15 protein-coding genes and 1 tRNA gene are annotated in these 18,987 nt (G+C 73.0%); 7 read left to right on the top strand and 9 right to left on the bottom strand.

Annotation, left to right across the window (positions count from 1 at the left end):
* Positions 1–4: 4 nt before the first annotated feature.
* Positions 5–862: a fused MFS/spermidine synthase gene (locus tag AB0E05_RS12800; RefSeq protein ID WP_361962329.1), complete on the bottom strand. Its 858-nt coding sequence runs from the start codon at positions 860–862 to the stop codon at positions 5–7.
* Positions 863–927: 65 nt separating this feature from the next.
* Complete coding sequence (locus tag AB0E05_RS12795; protein ID WP_361962537.1) at positions 928–1,335, bottom strand: hypothetical protein; 408 nt, start codon at positions 1,333–1,335, stop codon at positions 928–930.
* A 240-nt stretch (positions 1,336–1,575) separates the two neighbouring features.
* Between AB0E05_RS12795 and AB0E05_RS12790 the strand changes: the two genes are divergently transcribed.
* Positions 1,576–3,021 (top strand): tetratricopeptide repeat protein, encoded by a 1,446-nt coding sequence (locus AB0E05_RS12790; RefSeq protein WP_361962327.1) that lies wholly within the window; start codon positions 1,576–1,578, stop codon positions 3,019–3,021.
* Positions 3,022–3,141: 120 nt separating this feature from the next.
* On the opposite strand, the gene AB0E05_RS12785 is transcribed toward AB0E05_RS12790, so the two are convergent.
* Positions 3,142–3,747, bottom strand: coding sequence for an RICIN domain-containing protein (locus AB0E05_RS12785; protein ID WP_361962325.1), 606 nt, complete (start codon positions 3,745–3,747; stop codon positions 3,142–3,144).
* 227 nt (positions 3,748–3,974) lie between these two features.
* Here AB0E05_RS12785 and AB0E05_RS12780 point away from each other — a divergent pair, with 227 nt between their 5' ends.
* Entirely contained in the window at positions 3,975–4,973 is a 999-nt protein-coding gene (locus AB0E05_RS12780) for a helix-turn-helix domain-containing protein (RefSeq protein WP_361962323.1), read from the top strand.
* Positions 4,974–5,149: 176 nt separating this feature from the next.
* Here the strand turns inward: AB0E05_RS12780 and AB0E05_RS12775 are convergent, their stop codons facing one another.
* From AB0E05_RS12775 to AB0E05_RS12760, 4 genes are all read right to left on the bottom strand, one after another.
* Positions 5,150–6,433, bottom strand: coding sequence for an AAA domain-containing protein (locus AB0E05_RS12775; RefSeq protein WP_361962535.1), 1,284 nt, complete (start codon positions 6,431–6,433; stop codon positions 5,150–5,152).
* Positions 6,434–6,537: 104 nt separating this feature from the next.
* Positions 6,538–8,124 (bottom strand): hypothetical protein, encoded by a 1,587-nt coding sequence (locus AB0E05_RS12770; protein ID WP_361962321.1) that lies wholly within the window; start codon positions 8,122–8,124, stop codon positions 6,538–6,540.
* Positions 8,121–9,488, bottom strand: a complete 1,368-nt coding sequence (locus tag AB0E05_RS12765; protein WP_361962319.1) for a hypothetical protein — start codon at positions 9,486–9,488, stop codon at positions 8,121–8,123. The genes AB0E05_RS12770 and AB0E05_RS12765 overlap by 4 nt, the downstream gene beginning before the upstream one ends.
* Positions 9,406–10,440: a phosphatase PAP2 family protein gene (locus AB0E05_RS12760; RefSeq protein WP_361962317.1), complete on the bottom strand. Its 1,035-nt coding sequence runs from the start codon at positions 10,438–10,440 to the stop codon at positions 9,406–9,408. Before AB0E05_RS12760 ends, AB0E05_RS12765 begins: the two co-directional genes overlap by 83 nt.
* A gap of 217 nt (positions 10,441–10,657) precedes the next feature.
* Between AB0E05_RS12760 and AB0E05_RS12755 the strand changes: the two genes are divergently transcribed.
* From AB0E05_RS12755 to AB0E05_RS12740, 4 genes are all read left to right on the top strand, one after another.
* Positions 10,658–11,257 carry a histidine phosphatase family protein gene (locus AB0E05_RS12755; protein WP_361962315.1) on the top strand — a complete coding sequence of 200 codons (600 nt, stop codon included), beginning with the start codon at positions 10,658–10,660 and terminating at the stop codon, positions 11,255–11,257.
* A 116-nt stretch (positions 11,258–11,373) separates the two neighbouring features.
* Positions 11,374–11,709, top strand: coding sequence for a hypothetical protein (locus AB0E05_RS12750; protein ID WP_361962313.1), 336 nt, complete (start codon positions 11,374–11,376; stop codon positions 11,707–11,709).
* A 192-nt stretch (positions 11,710–11,901) separates the two neighbouring features.
* Complete coding sequence (locus AB0E05_RS12745) at positions 11,902–12,564, top strand: bifunctional DNA primase/polymerase (RefSeq protein ID WP_361962311.1); 663 nt, start codon at positions 11,902–11,904, stop codon at positions 12,562–12,564.
* Positions 12,555–12,628 (top strand) — tRNA-Lys (locus AB0E05_RS12740). Before AB0E05_RS12745 ends, AB0E05_RS12740 begins: the two co-directional genes overlap by 10 nt.
* Before the next feature lie 56 nt (positions 12,629–12,684).
* Here AB0E05_RS12740 and AB0E05_RS12735 read toward each other — a convergent pair.
* The gene (locus AB0E05_RS12735) at positions 12,685–14,193 is read right to left on the bottom strand and encodes a M6 family metalloprotease domain-containing protein (RefSeq protein WP_361962309.1); all 1,509 of its coding nucleotides are present in this window, start codon (positions 14,191–14,193) and stop codon (positions 12,685–12,687) included.
* A 561-nt stretch (positions 14,194–14,754) separates the two neighbouring features.
* On the opposite strand from AB0E05_RS12735, the gene AB0E05_RS12730 reads away from it, so the two are divergent.
* The gene (locus AB0E05_RS12730; RefSeq protein WP_361962307.1) at positions 14,755–16,491 is read left to right on the top strand and encodes an EAL domain-containing protein; all 1,737 of its coding nucleotides are present in this window, start codon (positions 14,755–14,757) and stop codon (positions 16,489–16,491) included.
* Positions 16,492–17,030: 539 nt separating this feature from the next.
* On the opposite strand, the gene AB0E05_RS12725 is transcribed toward AB0E05_RS12730, so the two are convergent.
* The gene (locus AB0E05_RS12725) at positions 17,031–18,713 is read right to left on the bottom strand and encodes a glycosyl hydrolase family 18 protein (protein ID WP_361962305.1); all 1,683 of its coding nucleotides are present in this window, start codon (positions 18,711–18,713) and stop codon (positions 17,031–17,033) included.
* Between the last annotated feature and the right edge of the window lie 274 nt (positions 18,714–18,987).

The following is an 18,987-nucleotide window of genomic DNA, read 5'->3' as shown; positions in this document are numbered from 1 at the left end:
CGGCTCAGCGGAAGGCGTCGGGGGGCGGCGCGGGCGATGGCCGGGCGTCGGCGTCGGTCACCGGGGCGGCGCCCCCGGTGAAGTCGAGGAGGGCACGGCCGTGCTCCACCCGCCCCGGATGCGGATCGCTCGCCACCCTTCGGGTCAGCTCCGCGATCGGCAGCTCGCCGTCCGAGCCCACCAGCACCGCGTTGCCGAAGCGCCGGCCGCGCAGCACGACCGGGTCGGCGGCCAGCGCGCACTCACCGAAGGCCACGGCGACGGTGGCGACTTGGGCGCGCAGATGGGCCAGCGGCGGGCCGTCGGTGAGGTTGGCCGCGTACCAACCCCCGGCCGCCAGCACCCGGCGGACCTCGCCGAGGAACTCCACGCTCGTGAGGTGAGCCGGGGTGCGGGCGCCGCTGAAGACGTCCGCGATCACCAGGTCGGCCCAGGCGTCCGGCACCTTGCCCAGGGCGGCGCGGGCGTCCGCGGTCCGCACCCGGATGCGCGCCCGCGGATCCCACGGCACGTGCGTGCGGACGAACTGGACCAGCCCCTGGTCCACCTCGACGACCTGCTGCGTGGAGCGGGGCCGGGTGGCCGCGACGTACCGGGCGAGGGTGCACGCGCCGCCGCCCAGGTGCAGCACGCGCAGCGGCCGGCCCGGCGGGGCCGCGAGGTCCGCCACGTGGCCTAGGCGCCGCTGGTACGCGAAGGACAGGTGCGTCGGGTCGGCCAGGTCGACGTGGGACTGCGGGGCGCCGTCGAGCAGCAGCGTCCAGGCGCGCGGACGCTCCGGGTCCGGCACCAACTCCGCCGTACCGCCGTCCACCCGGGCGACCACGGATTCCTCTCCGCGCCGCCGACCGCTCTTCGCCACCCGCCCATTATCGACATCGAAGAAGCGTTTCGCCTGATGGGGGCGGGCAGTGCGGCGCCGGGGCCTCAGCTACAGCGGTCGGCGGCCTCGATCAGCCGGGCCGCCTCGCCGAGCGCCTCCCGCAGCACCTCCGGGTCGGTGACCTCCTCCCGGCCGTCGGGTGGCAGCAGCCACCTCCGGCCGCAGGCGGGGATGGTCTGGTGCCCGAGCAGCCGCGGCCCCGGCCCCTCGGTCCTCGTACACGCGCTGCCGGGCACGTCCCAGTCGCCGGCCGTGCCGGACGGTACGAGGAAACCGAGGGTGTCGCACTCCCCGTCGTGGAGGACCGGGCCCACCGCGGGGGCGGCGGTGCGCCGCAGGATGTCGACTGCTTCGAGGCCCTGTCGGGTCGGGACGGTCACCAGATCGCACGGCTCCTGGTCGCTGACGACCGCCACGGGCTCTCGCGTGCCGCCGTCGACGCCGGTCTCCAACAAGGGGATCCCCTCCTCGCTCACCACGAGACACGGATTGCGCCTCCAAGAGGTTCAACGCCCGGGAGCGTCAAGGGCTACGGCAACACTCCGCCGCAAAGGATGGCACTTCATGGCAGATCGCGGGGGAGTTATCGCCTTTATGGTCAGGATTGCGGTCAAACCCCCGGCGAAACCGGCGCCGCAGCCGGTACGTTCATGCCTCGCCGGGAACACGGCTGCACCAGAGAGGGCTCGGCCATGGGGTCGTCGTCACGGGCATCGCGGGCGGTTCCCAACCTCGCCTTCCGGCGGTTGCGCGGCCAACGCTCCCCCGGAGAATTCGCTGCGGCCGTGCGCAAGGCGGCCCGGGAGATCGGCGAGCAGGTCTCGTGCGACGCCCGTTACATCGGACGTGTCGAGGCCGGCGAGATCCGCTGCCCGAACTACGCGTACGAGCGGGTGTTCCGGCACATGTTCCCCGGGCTCGACCTGACGGACCTCGGCTTCACGGCCAGGGAGCGGGTACGGGGCGCAGGGCGCGCCCCGGCGCGGCCCGACGCCCCCGGGAACACGGCCGGCACCACGGTGGACCCCGTGGTCGGAGCCGCGGCCCACGGCACGGACGACAGCACCCCCGACAGCACTGACGACAGCAAGAACGACGAGGAGAGCGACGTGTTGCGTCGCGCATTCATGACGGGCGGCTCCGCCACGGTGGCAGCCGCCTCCTTCGGACTCGGGCTCGGCGCCGTACTGAGCGCCCTGCCGGAGCCCGGCGCCGCGTCCACGGGCCGGCGCATCGGCGACAGCGAGGTCCTCGCCGTCGAAGAGGCCGTACGCCGGATCCGGTTGCTGGACGACCGGCACGGCGCGGACGGGCTCTACCAACGCGCCGCGCAGCCGCTGCGGGCGGCGTACGTCCTGCTGGACGCCGGCCTGACCGCGCGCAGTTCGACGATCGACCGGCTCCAGTCCAGCGCGGGCGAACTCGCGCTCTCCGTGGGCTGGCTGGCCCACGACTCGGGCCGGGTGGCCGACGCGCGCTCGCACTACGCGGAGGCGCTGGCGACGGCGCGGATGGCAGGGGACGCGGCGCTGGAGGCGCACGCCTTCTCCAACGCGTCGTTCCTGGCGCGGGACGCCGGACGGCACCGGGAAGCCGTGCGCTGCGCCCAGGCGGGCCAGCGCGCCGCGGACGACCTGGGGTCGCCCCGGCTGCTGTCCCTGCTCGCGCTGCGCGAGGCGGGCGGCTGGGCGGGGCTGGGCGACCGCGCGGGCTGCGAGCAGTGCCTGGGGCGGGCCCACACCCACTTCGCCCGCGACGGCGCGGCGGCGGACCCGGAGTGGATGTCCTTCTTCGGCGAGCCGGAGTTGGAGTTCCTCCAGGCGCAGTGCTGGGCCCGGCTGGGGGTGTGGGCGCGCGCGGTGCACCACGCACGGCGCGCGGCGGAGCTCCAGGACCACCGCTTCACCCGCAACCTCGCGCTGTACCGGGCCGAACTCGCCACCTCGCTGGCGCACGGCGGGGCGCACGACGAGGCGGCGGCGGCGGGGCACGGGGTGCTGGACCTGCTGGACGGGGTCCACTCCGCGCGGATCCAGTCGATGGTCGCGACCACGGCGATGGTGCTGGACCGGCACCGGGGGGCGGAGGGGGTGCCGAGCTTCCTCTCCCGCTGCGAGTCCCTCCTGCCGCGCGCGTGATGCCCTGCGGGCGTGAAGCCCGCGCGCCCGCCCGGATGCGCGGGCCGGCGGGAGACCGACGCGCCTCGGAGCTTCGTCGCCCCGGGGCTTCGTCGACTCGGCCTCCCGCTCGGCTCGGGATCAGTACGTGTCGGTATGGAACCGCTGGAAGTTGGCGTACGGGCCGGTCTGGCTCTGACAGCCGAAGTGCCGCAGCCCGACATCGCTGTCGTCCACGCACAGACCCGTGGCGACGTTCCGCAGGACGGCGGTGTTTCCGGGGGCCGCGATCAGGACGAACCGCTGGAAGTTGGCGTACGGGCCGGTCTGGCTCTGACAGCCGAAGTGCCGCAGTCCGACATTGCTGTCGTCCATGCACAAGCCCGTGGCACGGTTGCGGAAGACGTACGTGTACGGAGCGACCGTGGTGAGGTCGAACTTCTGGAAGTTGGCGTACGGGCCGGTCTGGAGCTGGCAACCGAAGTGCCGCAGTCCGACATTGCTGTCGTCCACGCACAAACCCGTGGCGACGTTCCGCAGCCGAATCGTGTAGTCGGCAGCCGTGCCGGCGCGCTCCGTCGCGCCCCCCACGAGGGACCCACCGGTGACGGCGGCGCCCGGCGCGGACATCGGCGGTGTGGGCGGGGTTGACGGGGCTGCCGTGCCGGCGGTGGAGCTGCCCGCCGAGAGCAGCACGAGGCCGGCCGCGGCGAGGAGTGCGGCGGTGCCGCGGAGGGTCCGACTCACGAGATTGCGCCCGTTGTTCAAGGTTCCTCCTGCTGTCTGGATGCGCACGAGGGGACAGCCACGAGTATCTGCGCGGCCACTCCGGCCGGCTCTAGCAGCGAGCGCACGGAATGTTGGCAGGGAGTGCATGCGAACACTGACCGAAGGCGCCCTTACCGCTCCCACGGACACCGCCCAACATGGAGACCGGCCGACCGACCGGCTTGGCCGTGGAGGGACGGGGTGCGATGGCCGATGTGGGGGTGACCCGGGTCCGGACGGACGTCGTCAGTCCGGAGGACCGGCTCGGCTGGTGGTCATCGCTGCTTGCCGAGGCCGTCATGCCGGTCGCGGTCAGCAGCGGTCACGCCGACCACTTCGAGGGCCGGGCCACCTCGCTGCGGCTGCCCCACACCGAGATGTCGATGTTCGCCTCCTCGCCGCTGTCGGCGCAGCGCACCCCGGCCCACATCCGGCGGGCGGATTCCGAGTCGTACTTCCTCGGCCTCGTGCACGGCTGCCCGATCGGTCTGGAGCAGCGACGCAACAACACCCTCCTGCGCGCCGGCGACATGGCCCTGTTCGACACCTGGCACCCGCTCACCTGCGAGTTCCAGGACCAGGGGCGACAGAGCAGACTCACGCTGATCCGGCTGCCCCGAGCCACCGTACCCCTGCCGTACGACCGGGCCGACGCGCTGCTGGGCACCCGCCTGCCCACCAGGACCGGGACGGGCGCGCTGCTCGGCACCTACCTCTCCCAACTTCGTGCGAACGCGCCCCACTGCGACGACGCGGAACTGATCCGTCTCGGCACGGTCGGGTTCGAGCTTGTGACCGCCTTCCTGGCGGCCCGGACCGACAGCCTGTCCGCGCTGTCGGCCGACATCCGCCACCAGGTCCTGACGACCCGCGTCCTGGCGCACATCGACCACCACCTGGCCGATCCCAAGCTGGGGCCGGCGAGCATCGCTGCGCATCACCACATCTCCGTACGCCTGTTGCACTTGCTGTTCCGGCGCCGGCCGGAGACGGTCAGCGCCACGATCCGCCGGCGCCGACTCGAACGCACCCGGGCCGATTTGGCCGATCCCCGGTTGCGACGCAGGACGGTCGGGGAGATCGCCCTCCGGTGGGGGTTCCGGCACCCGGCGGACTTCAGCCGCGCGTTCCGCGCCGCCTACGGCGTGCCGCCGAGCGAGTACCGGCATACGGCGCTGGGCACCGATCCCCCGCACGCGTGGTGACGGCCGGCCCTCGCCAGGGAGCGTCTTCAAAGTAGCGCCGTCCGCCCTTTGGGCGGGCCTGTCGGGGTCTGGTGCGTGCGACGACGACCCAGCCAGGGTGCGGCCAGACCCCTCCCCCTACGCCCAGAGGGCGTGGGGCCCCACACTCACCCAGCAAGATCCGTAAGACAGGCCGCCTAGGGCCTGAGCACCACGCGGTGGGAGGACCACTGGTCCCAGGTGGACATCATCGCCTCCCAGCCGTCGGGGAACTTGACCTGGACGCCGAGCTGCACCGGCTCCGTGGACGGGTGGTCGTCGAGGAGGTCGGCGACGCCCGCGCGGCAGACGACGACGCAGGCGTGGCGGTGGCGCGAGGCGAGGACGCACAGACGGCCCGTCTCCAGGTGGAAGGCCGTGGCGTCGGGGCGGCCCGAGAGCGGGTGCAGCACCACCGTGAGGTCGAACTCGCGGCCCTGGAGGCGGTTCGCGGTGTCCACCGTGACGTCGTGGACGCCGAGCTCGGCGAGGGCCGCGCGGATCGCCGCCGCCTGGTCGCGGTGGGCCGTCCCGACGGCGATCCGGTCGGCCGTGACGGGCGTCGGCTCGGCCCCCAGCACGCTCGTCGCGGCGCCCCCGCGGTCCAGCGCGCGCCGCACCACGCGGGCCACGGCCCGGACCGCCTCGGGGTCCGTGCGGGGCGTGTGCCGCGCCGGCAGCTCCAGCAGGCCCCAGCCGGACGCCGCGGCCTCGTCGACGACCCGGTCGTACGCCGAGCCGTCGGACGCCACCGCGAAGGAGAGGAGGCGGTCCTCGGGTCCCGTGCCGCTGCGGAAGCGGGTGTACGGGTAGAACGCGTCGGAGACCAGCGGCGCCGCGGACGCCGGCAGCCGCCAGGACACCGGGAGCCGGTGCTGCGGCAGGTCCGGGTTGTGCGACAGCAGGGTGGACACGGCGCTGGCGGAGGGGTCGTACGACAGCCCCGCCCACTGGTCGGCGCCGACGATGGCGAAGGGGTCGAGCTGCCCCGGGTCGCCCACGAACAGGGCGCGTTCGAAGAGCCCGGCGACCGCGAGGAGCGCGTCGGAGCGCATTTGGTACGCCTCGTCCACGATGGCGTGCGACCAGGGCTCGACGCCCCGGACGTGCGCCCACTTCGCGGCCGTGGAGATCACCACGTCCTGGCCGACGAGGTCCGCCGCCTTCGCCGACTTCCGTACGGACGGCAGGTCGTCGAGCGCCTTGTCGTACGGGTCGGGGTCGCTGCTGTGCAGCCGGCCGACGGGCAGTTCGGGGTCCTTCTCGGCGAGCCGGAGCACCAGGTCGTCGACCTGGGCGTTGGTCTGGGCGATCACCATCAGGGGGTGGCCGGCCGCGGCCAGTTCCCGGGCGGCGCGGACGACGAGGGTGGACTTGCCGGCGCCCGGCGGGGAGTCCACGACGACGCCACGGCTGGTGCCGTGCAGGGTGTCGGCGAGGATGGCCTCGGTGGCGCGGGCGGCAGCCGCGGCCGGGTCGAACCCGCCGTCGGGGGCGCCGTCCGACGCGGCGGGCCCGGGGACGCGGGGCGGGCCGGGAAGGATCGTCACAGGATGTCCTCCGGGGTCACGGGGTCCGGGTCCTCCGCGGACGCGGACGGCGGGCCGCCGTGCGTCCACGGCGTGTCTTCCGGCTCGGGCAGCTTGGGTCCGCCGCGCTGGTCGTGCTCGAAGAGGGTCCAGGCGATCCGGTCGCCCTTCTGCGGCACGGACCCCTCGGCGGGCTCCTTGGCGCGGCCCATGCGGTCCAGCAGCCGCAGCACGAGCGCGCCGTCGGGCTCCTGTCGTACGAACTCGGCGGACTGCGGCTTGCCGTCCAGGGAGCGGTACGCCTTCACGCGCTCGCCCAGGTGGGGGCGGTCGTCGGTGCGGACGGTGAGCAGCGGGCGGGGCGCGGGGCGCTTCGACTCCGACCAGGCCATGACGACTTCGGTGACTTCGCACGTGAACGCCTCGCCGGTGAGCCTGCGGCCGGCGAGCACCAGGGGGTCGTCCAGCGCTTCCTGGGCCTCCAGCTCCGCCTGGGCGGTCTCGCGCGTGGCGAGCTTGCGGGCGGCGGTCACGGCGTCGTCGCGGCGCGGCTGGGGCGGCTCGCCGGCGCGCACCCGGTCGCGATGGGCGGTGAAGGACCAGCGGTCGCGCGTCCAGCGGTCGGGGACCCTGGCTCCCTCGGGCAGTTGGCGCAGCAGGTCCAGGGCGTGCCACACCGCGTCCCAGGTGGGCTTGAGCTGGGTCGCCAGCAGTCGGCGGATCTCGCGTTCGGCGACGGAGAGTTCACCGAGCCAGCCCTCTGCGTGGGCGCCCTCCTCCGCGGCGGCCAGCCGCAGCCGCAGCCGGTCGTAGCTCTCGACGGCGGGGGCGAGGAGGCGGTTGTCGAACGCGGGGTCGGTCGCGGGGCCGGCGGGCGGGCAGAGCAACTGGCCCTGTCCGTCCCGGCCCAGCTCGGCGCGGAGCGCCGCGTCCGCGCCCGACTCCCCCGCCGGCGGGTCGATCCAGGCGAGCAACGCGCCCAGGTGCTGGTCCTCCAGGGAGGACTGGCCGGTGGCCCAGTGCCGGTTCAGCAGGTCGGTGGCGGCCAGCAGCAGCGACGACCCGGGGACCCGGGCCCGCTCCCCGTAGTGCGTGAACCAGCGGCCGAGGAGCGGTACGCGCGGGGGCGCCGGGTAGGGCGCGTCGGGGTCCTGCTCGGAAGTGCGGCGAAAGCGCATGGAGCGGCCCAGGAGCCGGACGAACTCGACGCCGGCCCGCCCGGGCACGACGATCTGGGGCGCGTCGGCGCACAGCTCGGCCTCGACCGTGGTCCGCTTGCCGGTCTCGGGGTCGGTCGCGGCGCGCTCGATCAGCTCGACGTCGTCGGCGTGGGCGTCGAGGTGCGGCAGGACGACGTCGGCCAGCTCGGCGAGGAACGCGAACCGCAGCTCCCGGTCGCGCGGCTGCGCGACGGTCAACAGCCGCGGCGCGTCCCGCTCGGTGCCGACGAGCGCCCCGAGCGGCGCCCCGGCCTCGCCCGCGGTCGTCAGCGGCACGAACACGAGCGGCCGGTCCGCCAGCTGCCGGTGGCGTACGGTCGCCAGCGGCTGCGCCCGCCCGGACTCCACGGCTTCGAGTCGCGCGAGGGTGGTGATCAGGCTCATGCGTCCCCTCCACGGGCCCGGTGGTCCCCGTCGGGGCGGGGGTGCGGCGGACGCGCCACAGGCTCGCCCGACGCCGACGTACGCCCCTCGTCCCCGCGCGATCGGCCGTCGTGAACGGTCCTTGGGCACCCTGCGTCAGCCTCCGGCGGGCGGGCCGCCGGGACCGGTGACGCAGGGGCGCCGTCCTCGTGCCCGAACGCACTCGGCGCCGGCAGGGCGTCCGCGGCCATGCGCGTCGTCGACAGGGCGCCGGCGCGGAGCGCTGCCGCGCGGCGCAGGGCCGCCACCGCGGGGTCGTCCGGGTCGCCTGCCTCGCCGCGGGCCGCGGCCAGCACCGCGTCGACGGTGGTCAGGCCGCCCAGTTCGCCGCGGACGGAGCGGCCGAGGGTCTCGACGGCGCCCTCGCAGCGGGCCCGATCGCGGCAGTGGAAGGCCAGCTCGCAGGAGGAGAGGCACTCGGGGGCGTACGCGGCGGGGACGTCGGCCACCGCGGCCGTCAGCTCGGCCGGGCTGCGGTCGAGGTCGAAGGTGGTGCCGTCGGGGAGGGCGGCGGCGATGTCCTCGATGCGGGTGAGGCGGGAGAGCTGGCGGCGGGTGACGGCCACCTGCTTGCGGACGTCGACCGCGGACCCGGTGGGGAGGTTCGAGAAGTCCTTGGGGCAGACCAGCAGCACGCTGTGGGCGACCTCGGCGCCGGGGGTGCGGGCCGCGACCCGTTCCAGCGCGAGGACGTACACCGCGGCCTGGCGCGCGGCGGCGCCCACCTTCGCGGCGTCGGCGGCGGCGTCGATCATCGGGAACGACTTGATCTCGACGACCGTCCACCGCCCGTCGGGGTGGACGACGACCGCGTCCGGCTCCAGATAGGCGGGGGACCCGGCGATCTCCAGGGCGAGCAGGGGGTGGCGCAGCAGGGTCCAGTCGGCCGCGGAGGTCGCCTCGCGCAGGGCGAGGGCGGTGCGGGCGGCGCGCCCCTCCGGGCCGGCCGCGGTGAGGTCGGGCAGTCGGAAGGCCCCGCCGTCACCGCCGTCCTCGACGCCGAGGAGCTTCATCAGCGCGGCGCCGCCGTCCGAGGTGACCCGCGCCTCGAAGGCGTTGCCCCGCATGAACGCGAACTGCGACTGGCCGAAACCGGACGGCGCACCGAGGGCTGCGGCCAGCGCCGTCTTGTCCACCCCGGCGCCGTCCAGCAGCGCGCGCCGCTCGCAGCCGGGGTTGGCCGCGAGGGCGGCGAGGGCTCTGGCGTCCAGCGGTTTGGGCCGTGCGGCGGGGCCGCGCAGCTCAGCGAGCCGCTGCCGGAGTGCTGTCGCCGGCTCCCGCGGAGGGGCCTGCCGCGGTGGTCCGCTGTCCAGGGATTCGCTCACCCGGGGAAGTCTGGCACCCCGCACCGACAATCGGGGATCCGGCGCCGTCGGCGGCGTCGGGGGATGTCCCTTCCACCGATGGGGAGTTCTGCGGCTCACGGGACGGCTGGGGCTTCCCCACGGCCTCCGTGCCCTCCTGTTCACCGGCCGTCTCGGCACCCTCGGGCGTACCAGCAGCGCCGCCGGCCACGACGGACGCTCCGCCCTCGCGGCCCTGGATCCGGTCCAGCACGCGCAGCGCGGGCCGCGTCAGCAGCAGGCCCAGGCCCATCACGGCGGCACCGGCGACGGCGTCGAGGAAGTAGTGGTTCGCGGTGCCCATCACGACGACGGTGGTCACCAGCGGGTACGCCACGCCCAGCCAGCGCAGCAGCGGGGTGCGCCCGTGTCGCCACAGCATCACGCCGCACCACAGGGACCAGCCGACGTGCAGGCTGGGCATCGCCGCGTACTGGTTGGTCAGATTGCCCATGCCGCGCGGTGCGCTCGCCTCGCCGCCCCACCAGCCGTACGAGCTGTACTGGGCCATGGTGTCGACGAAGCCGTGGGTCGCGTCCAGCAGCCGCGGCGGGCAGGTCGGCATCAGCGTGAAGCCGACGAGGCCGAGGAGCGTCGAGATCATCAGCCAGGCGCGGGCCGCCCGGTACCGCAGCGGGCGGCGGCGGAAGAGCCAGACGAGGATGACGGGCGTCACCAGGTAGTGGAGCGACGCGTAGATGAAGTCCGCGGGGATGCCGATGGCGGGGACCTCGGTGAAGAGGTCGTTCAGCGGGGTCTCGAAGTCCAGGTAGAGCGCCTTCTCGGCCCGGAGTATGGCCAGGCCGTTGTCGACCGCGGTCGACACGTCACCGCGGGCCACCAGTCGGCCGGCCGAGTAAGCGCAGTAGACCACCGCGAGCAGCAGTAGCTCGGCCCACCAGCGTGGCCGGTGGCGAGCCGTGATGTACGACATCCGTAGGTTTCCCCCCTCATGCTCCGGTCGGTCGGTGGCCACCGGTCAACCGTACGGTGTAAGGGGCGGCGCGCGGTCGGTGGGTGCCGACTTCCGGAGTGACGCTCCCAGTGTCCCTCAGGTTGCGACCGGGTCGCCGCACGTTCACGTGTACGACGAGTACCTGTCGGGTGCACGATGATGAGAGGCCACCACCGAACTCAGGGGGCTTTGCACCATGGCACCACGCGTCCTGCTCGTCCGACACGGTCAGACCGAATGGTCCCGGCTCGGCAAACACACCGGTCGTACGGACATTCCGCTGCTGGAAGAGGGGCGGCGCGGGGCGAAGCTGCTGGGTGAGCGGCTGCGCCGGGCGCCCTGGGAGGGGCTGCCGGACGTGGAGGTCCGCACCAGCCCGCTGGCCCGGGCCTCGGAGACGTGCGATCTGGCCGGCTTCGGCGATCGGGCGACGCCCTGGGACGCGCTGATGGAGTGGGACTACGGCGCGTACGAGGGCCGTACGACCCCGGAGATCCAGGCGGACGGGCGGCCCGACTGGGTCATCTGGCGCGACGGCGTCCTGGGCGGCGAGACGCTGGCGGACGTGACCGCGCGGGCGGACGAGGTCGTGGCGTGGGCCCGCTCCGCCGACCGGGACGTGCTCCTCTTCGCGCACGGGCACGTGCTGCGGGTGCTGTGCGCCCGCTGGCTGGGCTTCGACGCGGCGTTCGCGGCGCGCATCCATCTCGCTCCCACGTCCCTGTCCGTACTGGGTTGGGCGTACGGGCAGCCGGCGCTGGCCCGACTGAACGACACCGCGCACCTGGAGGACTAGGAGACCAGGGGTCGTCCTCTTGCGGAGGGCGGGAGAATGGAGCGGTCGCGAGTGCGGGCGGCGCACGCCCCGCTCGCGGTGCGCCCCGCACGCCGCCCGGATCCGAAGGAAGTGCCATGACGGAACACCCGCAGCCACGCAAGCCGCGGCCCGCCGCGCTGCTGTTCGAGCCTGCGGAGGTGGCCGCGGACCAGGAGCACTTCTTCGACCTGGAGTCGATGGACGACCCTCGGGAGCTGCTGGCGCGGGCGACGGAGCTGACGCTCGCCTTCCGGGCGGCGACGGACCGGGCGGTGGAGTACCAGGCGCTCGCCGCGGCCCAGCTCGCCGACCCGCGGCGGTTCGACCGGCTGACGCCCGCGGACGTCGCGGAGCGCGCGGGGTGGACCGAGGACTACGCGAAGAAGATGATCGAGTTCGGGCGGGGCCTGCTCCGCGACGGCGCGAGCTGAGCCTCGGGGCCGGGGCGGCTCCGAACGTACGGGCGACCAACCCGGCGCCTCGACGAACACCCTGGCGAATCTGCCCGGGAACTTCACATCTGGCATATGCCGGGGCGGCACGATACCCCGCGTCGCGCTGCGTTGTCCTCGCTTTGGGGACACTCTGGAACCATGCGGTCACAACCGGTAGACGTAGGTGCCATGAGTGCATCGCTGCGAGACGACCACGACCTGTTGCTGTCCGTCGGCGACGAAGAGCGCCCGACAGACCTGTTCGCCCTCCTCAAGGAGGAGCGCAAGCACCACGTCGCCCAGGTCACGGCCCAGGGCGCCGACTGGCTCGCCTCTGCAGGAACGTATCCGCGCTCCATGCTCACACTCTGGGAGAGCCGGCCCGCCGCCCCCGCGGTGCTGCCCTGCGGCACGGTCTTCGACATCGTGAACGTACCGGCCGTCTTCGGGCGGCAGATGCTGGACCGCCTCTGGGAGGAGGGCCCCGGCTCCGGGCCCGTCGCCGCCCACCGGGGCCGGACGCTGCTCTTCGCCGCGCCGGGCACCGCCTGTCGGCTGCCCGCCCTGCTCGCGTGGGAGGAGTGGGGCGCTTCCGTACCGCCGCTGCTCTACCACGGGACCGGGGACGCGGTGACGGTCCCGCCGCTCGTAGCGGAGGACGAAACGGAGGGCGGCGGTCCGCGCTGGCTGGTCGCCCCCGGGACCCGTCACCCGTGGCTGCCCGGGCCCGACGTCCTGCTGTGGGCGTGCGTCCGCGCGGCCCGTGCCGCCGTCGCCCCGGGCCTGCGGGCATCGATTTCTCGTCCCGCGGACCCTGGTGCTAATGTCTACGACGTCAGCAGGCGCCGCTAGCTCAGTTGGTTAGAGCAGCTGACTCTTAATCAGCGGGTCCGGGGTTCGAGTCCCTGGCGGCGCACAGACGGAAGAAGCCCCTCGCGACAGCGGGGGGCTTCTTCGTGTTCCCCGCAGGTCTCAGCCGGGGGTGACCTTCACCGTCCACGCACCCGTCGACGCCCGGTCCGCCACCTCGATCCGGGTCCGCTCCCCCGAGGCCCCGGCGAGAGTGAACGTTTCGCCGACGCCCAGCGGTGCATCGGCCAGCCGCGGGTAGACCGACCGGTCCCAGCACGCGTCGGTGTCCGGATGGGTGTCGACCACCTCCACCGGGCCGCCGCCGGACGCCGTGTCCGCGTGGATCCGGTAGAGCAGCACGCCCTCCGTGCAGGTCGTCCGGTCGTTGCCGACGGCGCCGCGCGCCTCGATCGCCAGGGCCGAGTCCGCACCGGTGCGCACCACCACCAGCCGCGTGCCGAGGCCCCCGCCCGGTGCGGGCTCCGCACCCACCGGCTCCAGGGTGATCAACTCGGGCCGGGTGACGCAGCGCACGTCGCGGTCGTCCAGCCAGCCCAGCTTCCACTTGTGCCAGGCGAAGAGATCGGGGGACATGCCGAACTGGCTGCCCATGACGTCCCAGTCCCCGACGTGGGTGTCCCAGTCGCCCTTGCCGTCCACCGGGCGGTGGTAGAGGTCGGGCAGGTCGAAGACGTGGCCGGTCTCGTGGGCCAGCACGTTGCGGTCGGGCGGGTGCTGCTCGAAGACCGTGACGACGCGCCGCAGCTCGGTCCCGTCGTAGGTCAGCGGGCGCTCGAAGTTGACGACCTTGGTGGCGTCGGAGTCCACGCCCGGGGCGTCGGGGTCGGCGACCAGGTAGATCACGTCGTACCGGGAGAAGTCCACCCGGCGGTCGGCGGCGTCGAGGGCGTCCCGCAGGTAGGCCCGCCGCAGGGCCGGCTCCCAGTCACGGCTTATGTCGTACGCCGTCGACGGCTTCGGCATCGGCACCCAGTCGCGCTGCGGATGGGCCCGCAGGCCGAACCGGCCGTAGGAGGCGCGCTCGAAGAAGGCACCGGTCGACGGGAAGTGGTCGGCGGCGAGCTCGGCGGGGGTGGTGCGCGGGGTGGCGTCCGGGAAGGACAGGAACACCATCACCGCGTCCAGGTCCTCGGTGGGCCGGGGGTAGGAGTCGTTCCAGGTGTCGAGGCCGAGCGAGTGGTGCGCCTGGGTGCGCGGGAGGGCGCAGGACGCCGAGGAGGTCTTGGCCACGGCCGGGCCGGCGACCAGGGAGGTGGCGGCCAGCGCCACGAGCGAGGTGAAGGCGGCGGCGGCGCTACGGGCACGGCGGCGCTCCCCGCCGCCGTCACCGCCGTCACCGCCGTCACCGCCGTCACCGCCGTCACCTCCGCTGCCGGGGCGCTGCCGGCCGCGCCCTCCGCCGGAGCCGCCCCGTCCGCCCCGTCCGCCCTCTCCGCCCGGTCGGCGCCGTCCGTCCCGTACGCCTGGGCTGACCCAGGCGAACCCCTCAAGGCCGTCGGAGTCACGGGACGTGTCGTCGCCCCCGGAAGGCTCGGGCGGCTCGGGCAGCCCGGAGAGCTCGGGGTGCTCCCAACCCTCCAGGTCGGCCGGGATCCGACAATCGAACATTCGGCCGCCCTGCACTCCCCCGGGCGGACCCGGGGATGACTGCTGACGCTCCACGTCGACCTCCGGCTGCGGAATGAGGGCACCTCGACGACCACCTTGTGGTGATTTCACGACGTACGACCAGTTCCGCTGCCCCAGTCGGGTGACCGGCCCGAAACCGGGTCGCAACCGGGCCGAGACCGCAGCGACCCTGAACCGGCACCGCCGACGCTCCGCGGGGCGTCAGGAAGACGTAGTCCGGTCAGCGCGGGATCAGAACGACACTTAAGGGTGCTCCAGGTCGGGCAGACTTACGCAGAAACGATCTGTCAAAGTGCGTCGACGACGGACGCCCCAGTGGCGGAGGTGGAACGGCCGACAGGCCAGCCTCTATGATCGGCACACTTTCCCCGGTCCGTTTCCTGAGCTTTCTTCAGCTTTTTCGGTTTTTCAGCGCTTCCTTGCTCTTCGTTGCTCTTCCTTGCTCTTCCTTGAACTCTCTCGGTTCTTCCCCGGCTCCATCCGATCTCTGACTCTTTCCGACCACATCCACGACACAACTGCACTGCGGGAGTGAATGCGGTGAGCGGATCCCCCGAAGGAACAGGGCCCGGACGGGAGTACCGGACCGCGTTCGAAGCGGCCCCCCTCCCGATGGCGGTCGTCGGACCCGACGGACACGTCGTCGGCGCCAACCCCGCCTTCGCCGGACTCGTCGGTCGAGACCCGGTCGGCGCGCGCGCCGCCGACCTCACCGACCTGGCGTCCGACCGCCGCATCTGGCAGGCGTACCGCGACGTGCTGCGCCGGCGGCGCCCCCGACTGCGCTGTACGCGACGGCTGAAGCACCCCGACGGGCGGGTCCTGTGGGTGGACGTCGACCTCACCCCGCTGCCCGGCGGCGAGCGCACCGCGCTGCTGTGCGTCACGGACGTCAGCGACCGGCGCGAACTGCGCGCCCGCGTGCGCCATCTGGAGATGCACGACGCGGTGACCCGGCTGCCGAACCGCGCGCTCTTCTTCGAACGGCTCACGACCTCGCTGGAGTCCGCCGCGTACGACCGCAACTCCACCGGGCGGATCGGGCTCCTCTATCTGGACGTCGACGGTTTCAAGGCGGTCAACGACGCACTGGGGCACCGCACGGGCGACCGGCTGCTGACCGCCGTCGCCGCCCGGCTGACCGAGTGCACGGCCCGCGTCGAACCTCCGCGCTGCGGCGGCGGCCATCTGGTGGCCCGGCTCGGCGGCGACGAATTCGCCGTGCTCGTCGAGGAGTCGACGGGCACGGAGCAGCTGGCCGACCTCGCCCGGTGCGTGCTCGCGGCACTCCAACGGCCGTTCGAGCTGGACGGGCAGCAGTTGTCGGTGACGGCGTCCATCGGGGTGGTGGAGCGGGCGGCGGCCGGGACGACGGCGACCGGTCTGATGCAGGCCGCGGACACCACGCTGTACTGGGCGAAGGAGGACGGCAAGGCGCGCTGGACCCTGTTCGACCCGGAGCGCAACGCCCACCGGCTGACCCGGCAGGCGCTGTCGTCCTCGCTGCGGCCGGCGGTGGAGCGCGGTGAGTTCGTGGTGGAGTACCAGCCGCTGGTGGGGCTCGCGGACGGGGTGGTGCACGGCGTGGAGGCGCTGGTGCGCTGGCAGCACCCGCAGTTCGGGACCCTCGCGCCGAATCGGTTCATCTCGATCGCCGAAGAGGACGGCTCCATCGTGCAGTTGGGGCGGTACGTGCTGCGGACCGCCTGCCGGCAGGCGCGCCGGTGGCAGCAGGAGCACCCGGGGAGCCGGCCGCTGGTGATGAGCGTCAACGTGGCCGTACGGCAGGTCTGGGACTCGGACCTGGTGGCGGACGTGGCGGAGATCCTGGCGGAGACGGGGCTGCCGGCGCACCTGTTGCAGCTGGAGCTGACGGAGTCGGCGGTGATGGGCTCGGCGGGCCGACCGCTCCAGGCGTTGCAGAACCTCAGCGACATGGGGGTGCGGATCGCCATCGACGACTTCGGTACGGGGTACTCGAACCTCGCGTACCTCAGCCGGCTGCCGGTGTCGGTGCTGAAGCTGGACGGCTCGTTCGTCCGCGCCTTCCAGGACGAGGCGCCGCCGAACCCGGCGGACGAGACGATCGTCGAGGCGCTGGTGCAGTTGGCGCACCGGCTGGGGCTGACGGTGACCGCGGAGTGCGTGGAGACGGCGGGGCAGGCGGAGCGGTTGCGGCGCATCGGGTGTGACACGGGGCAGGGGTGGCACTACGCGAAGGCGCTGCCGCCGGAGGGGATCGCGGAGCTGATCGGGCTTCCCGCGCTTCGGGCGTAGCCCGGAGCGCGGGCGCGAGTGCGGGCTGCGGGTACGGGTGCGGGTCGCTCCGTGCGGGCCCGCCTGTGGTCCACGTTGCACGGAGGTGCAAGGTTCCTCGGGCCCTGTGCCCTGCGGGCACAGGGGGACCCCCAGCGCCCACCTGGACACTCTCGCCGTAACCCTGCGGGAGCGTTGGTTTCTGCGGCCTGTCCGTGGCTTGTCGCGCAGTTCCCCGCGCCCCTGATTCGCTTCCCCCGTCACTTGCCTGCGGGCTGGAGGACGGGTGTTTGGGGGCGCTGGGGCCCCACCACGCCCTCTGGGCGTAGGGGGCGGAACTGCGCGAACAACCACAGGCGGGTCGCAGACGCCGTCCCTGCACGCGCATCGCGGCGCTACCGCGCCTGCCAAGCCAGCACCCGGGCCGCACATGGGTACCGCCCCCGCCCGGGAAAAACTCCGGGCGGGGGCGGTGTTGTGGGGGGAATGCAGTGGTTCTGGGGGGGGGTGGTGCCTACGCGGTGGTTAGGTGTGGGGGGCACCGCGTAGGCACCCGGGGATCAGCAGGGACCCTGGTCGCGCCAGACTCCCCACTCGCCGCCGGTGCCCGGCTCGCTGCCCTGGGTCCACCACTGGGCCTTGTAGGAGCGGCCCTTATGGGAGACGACGGCACCGGTGTTGTAGACGTCGGCAGCCGCCCAGGGGGTGCCGCAGGCGGGGCTGGGCGACGGGTTCGGGTTGCTCGGGGAGGGGTTCGGGTTGCTCGGCGTCGGCGACGGGGTGGGCCGCACGCTCTCGCCGACCGCGGCGACGACGTCGTTCAGCAGCTTGGTCTGCTCGTCCAGGCCGATGAGGGAGTACATCATCGCCCCGCCCAGGCCCTTGCTCTTGGCGTACGCGGCACGGGCGTCGATGGCCCGCTTGTCGAGCCCGGTGAAGAACTCGCCGTCCTTGTAGAAGTACGCGGCCTTGGCCTCGTCGTCCCAGAAGGTGGTCGCCGGGTTGTCGACGATGCCGCCGAGCTCCTTGTAGTTGGCGATGCCGGCCGCCTGGCTCAGCGGACGCGGGGCGCTGCCGCCGTTGGCGGACTGGGCCAGGCCGTTCTTCGCGCCGGCCGGGACGTTCTTCCAGCCGCGGTAGTACATCTCGTAGCCGAGGGTCAGCTTGTTCGCCGGGAAGCCGCCCGCGATGCCGTAGGCGGGGCTGCCGTCGATCCAGGCGCGGACCGCGTTGTCGACCGAGTACTTCTCGGTGCCCGGCGCGATCGGGTTGGTCGGGTCGGACGGCGGCGAGTACAGCGGCGACTGGTGGTACGTCGGGCCGGTCGAGTTCCAGGCGCCGTGCATGTCGTACGTCATGATGTTCGCGTAGTCGAGGTACGCGCCCACCTTGTCCGTCTCGATGTGCTTGATCTTGTCCTGGCCGGCCGGCATGGCCGCGGTCAGCAGGTACTTCTTGCCGCCGTTGGCCGCGCCGTACGCGTCGAGCTGCTTGCGGAACTCGGCGAGCAGCAGGGTGAAGTTGGCCTTGTCCTCGGGTCCGTAGTGGTTGCCGAGGTGGCCGCCGTTCGAGCCGGGGTACTCCCAGTCGATGTCGATGCCGTCGAAGATGCCGGCCGCGGTGCCCGGGCCGCCGAAGCCGTCGGCCTTCGGGACGTCTCCGGTGATGTACTGCTTGATGCAGGAGGCGACGAGCTTCTTCCGACTGGCGTCGGTCTTGGCCGCGTCGTGGAAGTACTTGGAGTACGTCCAGCCGCCCAGCGAGATGTTGATCTTCAGGTGGGGGTGCTTGGCCTTCAACTTCTTGAACTGGTTGAAGACGCCCGCGACGGGCTGGTCCCACTTGTCGGCGACGCCGTCGACGCTGTCCGCGGCCGAGAAGCTCTTCTGGTAGTCGGCGTACGAGTCGCCCGCGCCGTCGCCGGCGTTGGGGTTGTTGTCGTCGCCGGCAGCCTTGTTGGCCTGGAAGCAGGTCAGCTCGGTCGGGTGGATGTTGCCGAACGAGTAGTTGATGATGTCGAGCTTCTTGGCGATGCCGCGGGTGTCCAGGTGCTTGGGGTAGAAGGCGTTGCCGTACACGCTCCACTGGTCGTAGTACGCGATCTTCACCCCGGCGCTGGCGGGCGCGGCGGCCGTCGCCTGGGCGGGCGTGCTGGCGTTGCCCGTGGCGGCGAAGCCGGCGAGGACGCCAGCGGCCACTGCCGCCGTCGTCACCGCCGCGATCAGGGGTCTGCGGGAGCGCACGAACTGCCTCCGTGTGTGGGGGGAACTGATGGGGGGTGCGGACCCGCTGTGTGCAACACGGGCCGGGAGAAAGAGATAGCGATCCGGCCAGCGTTGAGTCAATGGTCTCGACCAACTTCCAGCGAAGAAGGACTAGACCAATTTCTGGGAAAAAGCCCTCGTCAGAGCGTTACGACGAGAAAGATGAAGGAGTTCTCACCGTCACTGACGAGTGCTTTAACCACGTTTTAAGGATCAGTTAAGGGCGGAGTTAACCGATCTCGGGGAACGTTCA

This window comes from Streptomyces sp. NPDC048057 (assembly GCF_040653095.1).
Lineage (GTDB): Bacteria > Actinomycetota > Actinomycetes > Streptomycetales > Streptomycetaceae > Streptomyces.
The sequence above is the reverse complement of the archived record's forward strand: the minus strand, read 5'-3'. Positions and strand labels throughout refer to the sequence as shown.